Origin of the sequence: Glycomyces sp. NPDC049804, from assembly GCF_040674615.1 — a bacterium.
GTDB lineage: Bacteria > Actinomycetota > Actinomycetes > Mycobacteriales > Micromonosporaceae > Glycomyces > Glycomyces niveus.
Genome location: NZ_JBFAMQ010000015.1, coordinates 117,562 through 127,519, shown reverse-complemented (window position 1 = coordinate 127,519; position 9,958 = coordinate 117,562). Strand labels below are relative to the sequence as shown.

The window sequence follows — 9,958 nt, the reverse complement described above, 5'->3', positions numbered from 1 at the left end:
AACTACCCGAACGGCTACACCTGCCACTTCCCGCGCCCGGGCTGGGTCCTGCCCGCCCGCACCGCGACCACCGACTGACACACCCGTCGACGCCGGCGTCGTCGGTCCGACCTTCCAGGGGTCCGAGCGCCCAACTCCGCCACGACGACTTGGCAAGCGCTCTCTGTTCGACTGGTGCCCGATCGTCCCGGCCGCCGCATGACCGATCGATGACGGAACCGTGGCGGCCGCTCCCATGCTTCAGCGCGGGCGCGCCCGCCGCAGGGACAGGTGACATGGCGTACCGCCGCAGTCCACAGTCGCCTCGGCCGCGCCCTGGCATGATGCAGAGCACCACCCCCGACGAACCTCCCTGGAGCGGCCTTGGACGACCCCGAATTCACCGAGCCCCGCGGCCGCCGCCCGGTCCTCGTCGCCGCCGTCGTGGTCGGCACCCTGACCATGTGCGCGACCTTCGCGGGCTCGGTGGTCAACCTGCTCACCGGCCCTGCCGCGCTGGCGATCGCCGCCGCCGGAGCGGTCCTCGCGGGCATGGCGTCGATCATCGCGACGATCGTCTCCGGGGCCGCCGGAGGACCGCCGGCGCGGCGCGCGCCGGCGGAGTGGACCTGGCTCGACGTGGCCCGCCATCCGCTCGAAGCCGTCCGCAACATCCGCCTCCCGCTCGCCTGCGCCCTCGCCGTCGCCGCATCGATGTCCGCTCCCGAGACGATCCTTTCGCCACTGCCCCTGACCGGCTTCGCGGCGGACCACGCCGCGAAGCTGCTGCCCGCCGTGACCGGAGCATGGGCGCTGCTGGCCGCCATGGCCGCGCAGGGTTGGAACCTCACTTGGGACGATCGCGAACCTCGCCAGAAGGGCGCAGGACTCGATGCGCTGGTCACCTACAGCGCCGCTGCCGGCGTCGGCTTCTGGATCGGGACGATCACCGAGCCCTACCTCGGTCTGCTGACCGCCGCAGCGGTCATGTTCGTCCTCACCGCCGTGGCCGGGCGGATCGAGGACGACTTCTACGCCAAGGGCCCCTTGCCGTTCGTCCTGTCGGCAGCGGCCGTGACCGCAGCCGCGTTCGCCGCATGGCACTCGCGCTTCGGCCCGTTCGGCACCGTCTTCGCGAGCATGATCGCGACCATGGCGGTGTCATTCCCCGCCGCGATCCGCGGCAAGCACCCGAAATTCGAGGCCGGCATCCTCGAATTCGTGCCCCTCATGGCGTTCGGCCTCCTCGGCCTGAACGGCAGCCGCTGGTGGTTCGCGGTCGCAGTCCTCCTGTTCACCGCCGGCGTGGTCAACTCCGGCGGTGACTCCCGCGACGCCCCTGACTTCAAGCACGGCGCCCGCTTCATCGCCGGTTGGTTCGGACCCCTCAAACCGATCGCGGTCCTCTACATCGTCCTCACCGCTTCGGCATCGATCTACGCAGCCGCGGCCATGGCCTTTCCGCAGCTGGACTGGGATCTTCCCTGAGGCATGCGCGCCGCGCCCTGAGGGAAGGGCCACTCTGAGCGCGCGGCGCATGCCCGGGACGCCGGGCTCTACCCTCCCGCGTTCTGGGCGGGGAGGGCGGGACTGGCGCGGAAGGCGTTCGTTGCGAGGTCGATGTGGACCTGGTCCTCGGTCCCCGAATCGAGGACCGTGTTCTGCTTCGACTCCGGGTCGACCATGACGGCGGTGACCGGGAGGTGCTTCGCGGTGCCGGTGGAGAGCAGGGCGTCCACCTGCGCCTCGAAGGCGGAGCTGCTCGACTTGCCTTGCACGTTCATCGACACGGCGTGGTTGGTGGCGACGTAGTTCCGGCCTCCCGCTTTCAGGCGGATGATGACGGGCGCCGCCCCGGCCGGGCGGACCCTGTCGGCGTCGACGATGGCGGAGAAGTGGTTGCCGATGACCGAGTTGTCGCTGCCGCTGACGGTGAGCAGGCCGAAGTCGTCGTCGAGTCCGTTGTCGACGCCGAAGAAGGGGGACCAGGGTTCGTGGTCGCGCAGGAAGTGGTTCGAGCCGACCAGGTTCTCCGAGCTCGCCTCCAGGACGACCATCCCCGGATAGAAGGAGTGCAGCCGGTTGTTGGTGACGCTCGACCGCGTGACGCCGTTGAGGCGGACGCTGCTCGCTCCGCGGGGGAAGACGTTGTTCGCGGTGATCAGCAGCCCGCCGTGGTGCTCGGCGTAGATCGAGTGTCCCCGGGGGCCGGCCCCGATGAGGTTGTCGGTGATCTTGGACGCCTGGCCCCAGCCGCGCAGTTCGATGCAGCTGCCGCATTCGGCGATGAAGTTGTCGTGGACCGAGAGCGCGTCCGCATTGTGGACGGTGAGGGCGTGCTCGAGGTAGACGAAGCCCATGCCGTTGACGCGGAAGGAGTCGTTGGCGTCGGCGACGTAGATGCCGGTCTTGCCGTTGACGTAGGTGTTCTCCGGGTGGAGTCCCGTCCCGTCCGAAGTGAAGTGCAAGCCGTCGATGCAGAAGTCGGCGAATTCGACCGAGCTGATCCGCGGGTTCCCGCTCCGTGCGACGCGGAAGGCCGCGCCCGCGGCCTCGTCGTCGCCCGGGGGCAGGTCGACGAGGATGCGGCTGCCCCCCGGCCACAGCTCGTGCAGGTCCGGCCACTCCTCTTCGGGGACGTTGAAGCGGATGCTCGACGACGTGAAGCCGTGCCCGGCGCCCTCGATCCGCAGGAAGCTGATGTCGATCAGCACCTGCGTGCGCAGGCGGTAGTCCCCGGGAGGCACGTAGATCACCGCCCCCGGCTTGCCGCCGTCGTGCTCGTCGGTGGCCTTCTGCCGGCTCTTGATGTCGGCGATGATGCTGTTGAGCACCTCGCCGATGTCTTCGGCCGCGTCGCCGACGGGCCACTGGGTGACGTCGTAGTAGTTGGCCGACATGGAGGTTCCTCTTCGTGCCGGCGGTGTCTCGGGCCGGCCGATCGCGAGCCGGCCGTCGGCCCACCCGACCGGTTGCGGGTCGGTGATCTCGCCGATCCAGTTGCCGTGCCCGTCCTCGTTGCGGAACGCCATGAAGCACCACTGGCCCGCGCGGTCCTGCACCAGCCGGCCGACGTAGAGGCGCTCGTCGGTGACGCGGTACGCCCGCTCCAGTGGGAACGGCCCCGTCATGGCGTCGATCGGGAAGGCCCAGACGCCGCCCGCGGGGTCGCCGTCCCGGCGGCCTCGGGCCAGTTCGGGGCCGAGGCAGGAGAACAGCCCGACCGGGGTGCCGTCGACGACGGCGGTCTGGACCACCTCGACGTGCCCGAAGCCGGCGCCCGGTTCGGACAGCGGGGGCCGGACGGTCCAGTGGACCAGGTCCGGTGAGGTCGCGTGCCCGATCACGCCCCGGTCGTCGGGCGCGCCGCGGTTCGCGCGCGCGGTGACCAGCATGTGCCAGCCGTCCTGGTCGCGGAACACCCACGGGTCGCGCCACGCCTGGTCCGGCCACTGCCGTGTCGCGGCCGTCTCGTACCAGCGGGCGTCCGGTTCGAGCACCTGCCGGTCGGGCTCGCGGCGCCAGGTGAAGAGGTCGTCGGAGACGACGGAGCTGATCCGCTGCTCGAGCCCGCCTTCGGCGCGGCTGACCGCCGTGTAGAACATCCGCCACAAGCCGTCGTCGCCGCGGACGACGGACCCCGTCCAGGTCGCGAGGTCGTCGAAGGCGGGGGAGTCGTCCGGGAGCAGCGCGTCGGCGTGCTCGGTCCAGTTCGTCAGATCGGTGGAGGTCGCGTGCCCGATCGTCGCGCGCCAGTGGCGCTTGTCCGGATCGAGGAGCGCCCGGGGCGCTTTCAGGAAGAACAGGTGGTAGCGGTCGCCGTCGTCGGCGATCCAGAAGTCCCACACCCACGATGCGGCGAGTCGAAGCATGGTTCAGGCCTTTCGGTGCGGTTGGGGGGCGGCGACCGAGCCGCGCATGACCAGCGGGCAGTCGAGACGGGTCGGACCGTCGTTCTGGATCTCGGCTTCCCCGCCGAGCAGGCGCACGAGCGTCTCGACGGCCCACTCGCCCATCTCGTAGTGCGGCAGTGCCACCGTGGTGAGGCCGGGGAAGAGGTTCGCGGCGATGAGCTCCTGGTTATCGAAGCCCACAATGGACAGATCGCCCGGGATGTCGAGGCCCAGCTCGGCCGCGGCCCTGTAGGCGCCCATCGCCATCCGGTCGTTGTAGCAGAACAGGGCGGTGGGCCGGTCGTCCCCGGCGAGCATCTCCCGCGCGAGCGCGTAGCCGGGCAGGGTCTCCGACGGCGCCTGGCGGATCAGCCGGTCCTCGATCGCAATGCCGTGCCGGTGCAGCACCTGCCGGTAGCCGATCAGGCGCTCGTGCGTGGCCGGCACGTCGTCGTCGTTGTTGAGGAAGCCGATGCGCCGGTGGCCCGCCTCGACGAGGTGGGTGACGGCGGTGACCGCGCCGCCCACCTCGTCGGGGACGACCGCGGGGACGACGCCGTCCTCGTCGGTCGCGTCGATCAGCACGGCCGGCACGCGCCGCAGGTTCGCGGGCACGGATATCCGGCGGTGGTACATCGTCGCGTAGAGGACCGCCTCCACCTGCCGGTCGATCAGCGTCTGGACGTAGTCCTCGTGCGCGCTGGCGCTGGATTCGCGTTCGGCGTTGACGATGACCAGGGTCAGGTCGTGGGCGCGGGCCGCGTCCTGCGCGCCGAGGATGATCCGGCCCGCGTGCGGGGTGGTCGCGATCTCCTCGCTCAGCAGCCCGATCAGGCCGGACCGGTTGGTGCGCAGCGCCCGCGCCGCCCGGTTGGGGCCGTAACCGAGCTGCGCCGCCGCTTCGCGGACCCGCGCCCGCGTCTCCGCGGAGACACGCGTGTTCGGCGTGTCGTTGAGGACGTGGGACACCGTGGTGATGGAGACGCCGGCCAGGCGGGCCACGTCTCGGATGCCGACTCCGTTCACCGCCATTGCGGACTCCTGCCTTGTCGCATCGGGTTGCGTCCGCTCATCCTTTCACCGCGCCGAGGGTGAGGCCCGCGACGATGTGGCGCTGGAGCACGAGGGTGAGCAGGATGACCGGGAGCGAGTAGACGGCGGCGAGCGCCGTCATCGCACCCCAGTCGAGCCCGAACTGCGTCTGGAAGTTCGCGATCACGATGGGGGTCGTCTGCGCGCGCACCGAGGTGAGCAGCAGCGCGAACAGGAACTCGTTCCACGACGCGAGGAACGCGAAGATCGCCGTCACCGCCAGACCGCCGGACACCACCGGCAGGACGACCCGCCAGAGCGCGCCGAGCCGCGACGCCCCGTCCATCTTCGCGGCCTCCTCGATCTCATCGGGGACGGCCTCGAAGAAGCTCGCCATGAGCCAGATCGAGAGCGGCAGCGAGATCGTCGTATGGGCGATCGCGAGGGCGAACGAGGTGTCGCCGATCCCCAAGGCGCGCATCGTCTCCACCAGCGGGGCCCCGATCGCGATCGTCGGCACCATCCGGGTGACCAGCGCCGCGAGCACGAACACGCGCCCGCTCGGCGTGCGGTACCGGGTGACCGCATACGCGGCCGGAACCGCGAGCAGCAGGGAGAGCAGCGTGCTGAGCACGGCCGTCACGACACTGTTGACGAGCGCGGGGACGACCCCTTCCTTCGCCAGGGCGGCCACGTAGTTCTCCAGCGTCCACGCGTTGGGGACCACCGACGGGGGCACCGCGATCGCCTCGCTCGGAGGCTTGAACGACGTGAGCAGCAGGTAGACGAACGGGAAGCCGTACAGCACCAGGATCACGGCGAGCAGGACGCCGAGGATCGCCTTCGTCGACCCGCGACGGGTTTCGAGGCCGTTCATCGCGCCTCCCCCGGCCGCCAGATCGCGGTGACGGCCACCGCTGCGACGAGGAGCATCCCGATCAGGTAGATCGTCCCCATCGCGCTGGCCAGTCCGATGTCGCCGTAGCGGGTCATGGTGCGGTAGATGAGCAGGCTGAGCGTGGTCGTGCTCTCCTGCGGACCCCCGTTGGTCTGGATGAGGATGATGTCGAACGCGCGGGCCGCGTCGATGCCGCGCACGATGAGCGCGACGGCGATCACGGGTCGCAGCAGCGGGATGATCACCCGGAACAGCATCGTGGGGAACCGCGCCCCGTCGATGCGGGCGGCCTCCAGGATCTCGCCCGGGATGGTCTGCAGGCCCGCGAAGAGCACGAGGGTGATGAACGACGTCGTCAGCCAGATGTCCGGGAGGGCGACCGCGAAGAGCGCGATCGCCGGGTCGCTCAGCCAGCCGATCCGGCTCGGGTTGTCGAGGACTCCCGCCCGGGCGAGGAGTTCGTTGACGATGCCGAAGTTGTCGATGAGCAGGAAGCGCCACAGCAGTCCGGCCACGACGGGCGCGATCATGAGCGGGTACATGAAGATCGTGCGGAACACCGTCGAGCGCCGGCCCAGCGCCGCGAAGATCAGGGCGACGACGAGCCCGGCCGCGAACTCGAGCGCGACGACGACGAGCGTGTAGACGACCGTGCGGACCGACGCGCCCTGGAACGAGGCCGAGGCGAACGCGTCGATGAAGTTCTGGAGGCCGACGAAGGCGCGCGGTCCGCCTGCGATCGGCGAGATGTCGTAGAAGGCGTTCCAGACGAACCTGATGAGCGGCCAGAGTACGAAGGCCGCGAGGAAGAGGGCTGCCGGCGCCATGAGCAGCAAGGCGAACCGGCGATCGGAGACACGCAATGTGGAGGTCTTTCTGTCGGAAGGGGCGGCCGACCGCTGCGACGCGGTCGGCCACCGGTGCGGGGCGGTCGGCGGCTACTCGAGGATCGCCTCGATCTGCGCCTCCGCCTCCTTCAGCAGGGCGGCGTTGTCGGCCCCTGGCTCGACGGCCTTCTGCAGCATGGGCGTGAGCACGGTGTCGACGATCTCCTGCCACTGCGGCGTCGCCGGGCGGGCGCGGGTGGCCGGTGAGTTGAGCGTCTCGAGGATCGCGGGGTAGTTCTCCCTGCCGGCGACCCCCGCCTGGGACTCGAACGCCGACATGCGCGCGACGAGGCCCAGCGACGTGTCCATCGAGAGTTCGTTGTGCTCGTAAGCGAAGGCGATGAAGTCCTTCGCCAGGTCCTGCTTCGTTCCGGCCGCGGGAACCGAGAGGTACCAGGCGCCGGGCACGCCCGCGACACCGCCTTCGCCGGCGATCATGGGGGCCGCGCCGATCTGGCCCGCGACGGGCGAGTCAGCGGGCGTCTGGGTGTAGGCGTGGCCCCAGAACCGCATCATGGCGAGCTGTCCCTGGTAGAAGAGGTTCTGCGCTCCCGCCCAGTCCAGTTGCGCCGCCCCGGCGGGGGCGTACGGCAGCAGGCTCGTGTAGTAGTCGAGCGCCTCCAGGTGCTCGGCGTCGCCGATGGTGACTTCGCCGGTCTCCGGGTCGAGGACCATGTGCTCCTCGCCCGTCTGCGAGACCGTGGCGAGCCACTCGGTCTCCACGGCGCCCTTGACGTCGGTGCCGTAGAGGTCGATCTGGCCGTCGCCGTCGGTGTCCATCGTGAAGAACTCGGCGGTGTCGCGGTACTGCGCCCAGGTCGTGGGCGGCGCGAGCGGGTAGCCGTACCGCGCCTCGAAGTCGGCCTGGTGCTGCGGGTCCTCGAACAGGTCGGTGCGGTAGTAGAGGATCTCGGAGTTGGTGAAGATCGGCATGCCGACGAACCGGCCGCCGACCTGCGCCTCGCTCACGAGGCCGGGGAACAGGTCCGCCTGCACGTCGTCGGTGAACAGGTCGTCGAGGGGCGAGACGCCCTCGGCGAACGCGCTGAGCCAGATCGCGTCGAGGGCGGCGACGTCGAAGGAGACGCTGCCCGATCCGAGCTCGGTCTGGATGCGGTCGTAGAGGCCGTCGTAGGGGAGCTCGACGAGGGTGACGGTCGTTCCCGTCTCCTGCTCGTACAGGTCGGCGATCGGCTGCAGTTCCGCCAGTCCGCCGCCCTCGACGACGACGGTGAGCTCGTCCTCCGCCGCGGCGCCGCCCGCGCCGCAGCCGGAGAGCGCGAGCGTGCCCGCCGTCGCCAGTGCGGTTGCGAGGGAAGCGGTCCGGACACGACCGCTGGTATCGCGAAGCGTCATTACTTCGACTCCGTTCTTGTAGCTGCTCTGCTACGCGTGAGGGGTCACCGTCGGGCCGGTGACAAAACGTTTTGACAAAACGTCTTGGCACGAGTCTGCGGCCCCGGACCGACGCCTGTCAACGCCAAACATTGAAAAAATTTCGCCAAAATCGTTTGGCGCATTGACCTGCCGCGACGCACGCCCCTAGCATCGGTCAGCACATTGCCAAATCCATTTGGCTCCCAGCCGCTCTGGAGCATCATGAGCCTTCCACCGACCGGCCCCACCCGCCGCACCCTCATCCTCGCCGTCGGCGCCGGCGGCATCGCGGCGGCGCTCGGCGCGCCCCGGCTCGCCCGCGCCGAACCGGAGGCGGCCCCCGCGCAGGACACCGCGTCCGAGGAGCGGCCGCACCGCACGCTCCTCGGCCTGATCTAGCCCCTCACCGACCCCCTACGACATCGACCTCGACGAAGCGGGAGACCACCATGCCCTCGACCATCTACGACGTGACCACCTGGACGATCCCCGGCAGCCCCGGCACGACCGCGTACACCGACATCGGCGCCGTCGTGAACAGCATCATCGCCGACATCAAGGCGAACCAGCCCGCCCAGGCGGCGAAGCCGGGCGCCGTCGTCTACATCCCTCCGGGCGACTACTCGCTCAAGACCCGCATCGTGATCGACATCAGCTACCTCCAGATCAAGGGGTCCGGCCACGGGTTCACCTCCTCGAGCATCCGGTACAACACGGCCGACACCTCCGACTGGTGGGAGGTCTGGCCGGGCGGCAGCCGCATCAAGGTCGAGAACACCGACGGGAACGCCGAGGCGATCCTCATCAGCCGCGGCGGCTCGCCGCGCCTGAGCTCGATCGAACTGGTCGACTTCTGTCTCGACGGGCTCTCGTTCACCCCGAACCAGAACAGCTACCGCAACGGCAAGATCGGCGTGCGCTCCACGAGCGACACCGACTCGGTGCGCATCGCCGGCTTGGGGCTGGTCTACCTCGAACGCGGTGTGGTCCTCACCGGCGTCGACGCGTTGCAGCTCAACGGCAACTTCATCGCCGAATGCGGCAGCTGCGTCGAACTCGTGGGCTCCGGGCAGGCCACGATGGTCAACGACAACCACCTCGGCGCGGGCCCGGCCGGCTTCTCGTTCTTCGCCGAAGGGCACTTCGGGCTCATCGTGTCGGGCAACAACATCTTCCCGCGCGGCAAGAGCTCGGTGCACCTGAAGCACTGCTCCGACAGCACCGTCTCGGCGAACCGCCTCCACTCGTTCTCGTCCGGCATGGTGACCCTCGAAGGCGACTGCCGCGGCAACCTCATCGGCGCCAACCACTTCCTGCGCAACCGCGAATCGTTCGGGCCGTTCCAGAGCGTGCCGCTCACAACCGACGACCTCTTCGGGCTCGTCCACCTCAACGGCAGCGGCAACACCGTCACGGGCAACCACTTCACGTACGACGTGCCCTCCGGCTCCATCACCCCCTCGGGAGCGGTGCCGACCATCGTCCTGGTGAAGTCGGGGAGCGGCAACTACCTGGCGATGAACCACCACGTCGCGAACGTCGGCGTCCGCTCGGCCGTGCTCGACGGCAGCACGACGAACACGAAGGTGCTCGACTCCGGGACCGCCGCCGAGTTCCAGGCGCTCAGCGGCGCGACCTACGGCTTCCGCGCGACGCCGTAGCAGCGCGCGGAACGGCATTCCGGAGCGCCCCGCCGGGGCGCTCCGGACTCGATCGGGACCGGTCCAGGCACGCGAATGCGGGACTCTCGCGCAAGCGGCGCAACAGGTGTCGAGGATCTGCCGCGACCGACTCGCTCGCCGCGCTCGCGGACTGGCCCGCGCTGGTGCGGAAGTTCATCGCCGCGACGCGGCCTTCGGAGCTGACGCACCACCCCTCCACTGTGGGTGACC

At 69.8% G+C, this 9,958-nt stretch carries 8 protein-coding genes and 1 pseudogene; 3 read left to right on the top strand and 6 right to left on the bottom strand.

Annotated features, from left to right (window positions below; all coding sequences use genetic code 11):
• The first annotated feature begins 363 nt into the window (after positions 1 to 363).
• On the top strand, positions 364 to 1,467 hold the full coding sequence (locus AB0K52_RS21155) for a hypothetical protein (RefSeq protein ID WP_363534979.1): 1,104 nt from the start codon (positions 364 to 366) through the stop codon (positions 1,465 to 1,467).
• A 68-nt stretch (positions 1,468 to 1,535) separates the two neighbouring features.
• On the opposite strand, the gene AB0K52_RS21150 is transcribed toward AB0K52_RS21155, so the two are convergent.
• The 6 genes and pseudogenes from AB0K52_RS21150 to AB0K52_RS21125 form a co-directional block, all read right to left on the bottom strand.
• Positions 1,536 to 2,879, bottom strand: coding sequence for a right-handed parallel beta-helix repeat-containing protein (locus AB0K52_RS21150; RefSeq protein WP_363534992.1), 1,344 nt, complete (start codon positions 2,877 to 2,879; stop codon positions 1,536 to 1,538).
• A 336-nt stretch (positions 2,880 to 3,215) separates the two neighbouring features.
• A pseudogene (locus AB0K52_RS21145) lies at positions 3,216 to 3,851 on the bottom strand (glycosyl hydrolase family 32); the annotation flags it as partial.
• A gap of 3 nt (positions 3,852 to 3,854) precedes the next feature.
• A complete protein-coding gene (locus AB0K52_RS21140) occupies positions 3,855 to 4,904 on the bottom strand; it encodes a LacI family DNA-binding transcriptional regulator (protein WP_363534976.1) in 1,050 nt (349 codons plus the stop codon).
• Between the two features lie 37 nt (positions 4,905 to 4,941).
• A complete protein-coding gene (locus AB0K52_RS21135; RefSeq protein ID WP_363534973.1) occupies positions 4,942 to 5,781 on the bottom strand; it encodes a carbohydrate ABC transporter permease in 840 nt (279 codons plus the stop codon).
• Positions 5,778 to 6,665: a sugar ABC transporter permease gene (locus tag AB0K52_RS21130; RefSeq protein WP_363534970.1), complete on the bottom strand. Its 888-nt coding sequence runs from the start codon at positions 6,663 to 6,665 to the stop codon at positions 5,778 to 5,780. The genes AB0K52_RS21135 and AB0K52_RS21130 overlap by 4 nt, the downstream gene beginning before the upstream one ends.
• 75 nt (positions 6,666 to 6,740) lie before the next feature.
• Positions 6,741 to 8,045, bottom strand: coding sequence for an extracellular solute-binding protein (locus AB0K52_RS21125; RefSeq protein ID WP_363534967.1), 1,305 nt, complete (start codon positions 8,043 to 8,045; stop codon positions 6,741 to 6,743).
• Between the two features lie 243 nt (positions 8,046 to 8,288).
• On the opposite strand from AB0K52_RS21125, the gene AB0K52_RS21120 reads away from it, so the two are divergent.
• Positions 8,289 to 8,465, top strand: a complete 177-nt coding sequence (locus tag AB0K52_RS21120; RefSeq protein WP_363534964.1) for a hypothetical protein — start codon at positions 8,289 to 8,291, stop codon at positions 8,463 to 8,465.
• Positions 8,466 to 8,515: 50 nt separating this feature from the next.
• Complete coding sequence (locus AB0K52_RS21115) at positions 8,516 to 9,727, top strand: NosD domain-containing protein (protein ID WP_363534961.1); 1,212 nt, start codon at positions 8,516 to 8,518, stop codon at positions 9,725 to 9,727.
• The last annotated feature ends 231 nt before the right edge of the window (positions 9,728 to 9,958 follow it).

Coding starts and splice junctions, on each gene's coding strand:
- AB0K52_RS21125 (WP_363534967.1), bottom strand. CDS start 8,045: ATGACGCTTCGCGATACCAGCGGTCGTGTCCGGACCGCTTCCCTCGCA.
- AB0K52_RS21135 (WP_363534973.1), bottom strand. CDS start 5,781: ATGAACGGCCTCGAAACCCGTCGCGGGTCGACGAAGGCGATCCTCGGC.
- AB0K52_RS21120 (WP_363534964.1), top strand. CDS start 8,289: ATGAGCCTTCCACCGACCGGCCCCACCCGCCGCACCCTCATCCTCGCC.
- AB0K52_RS21140 (WP_363534976.1), bottom strand. CDS start 4,904: ATGGCGGTGAACGGAGTCGGCATCCGAGACGTGGCCCGCCTGGCCGGC.
- AB0K52_RS21115 (WP_363534961.1), top strand. CDS start 8,516: ATGCCCTCGACCATCTACGACGTGACCACCTGGACGATCCCCGGCAGC.
- AB0K52_RS21150 (WP_363534992.1), bottom strand. CDS start 2,879: ATGTCGGCCAACTACTACGACGTCACCCAGTGGCCCGTCGGCGACGCG.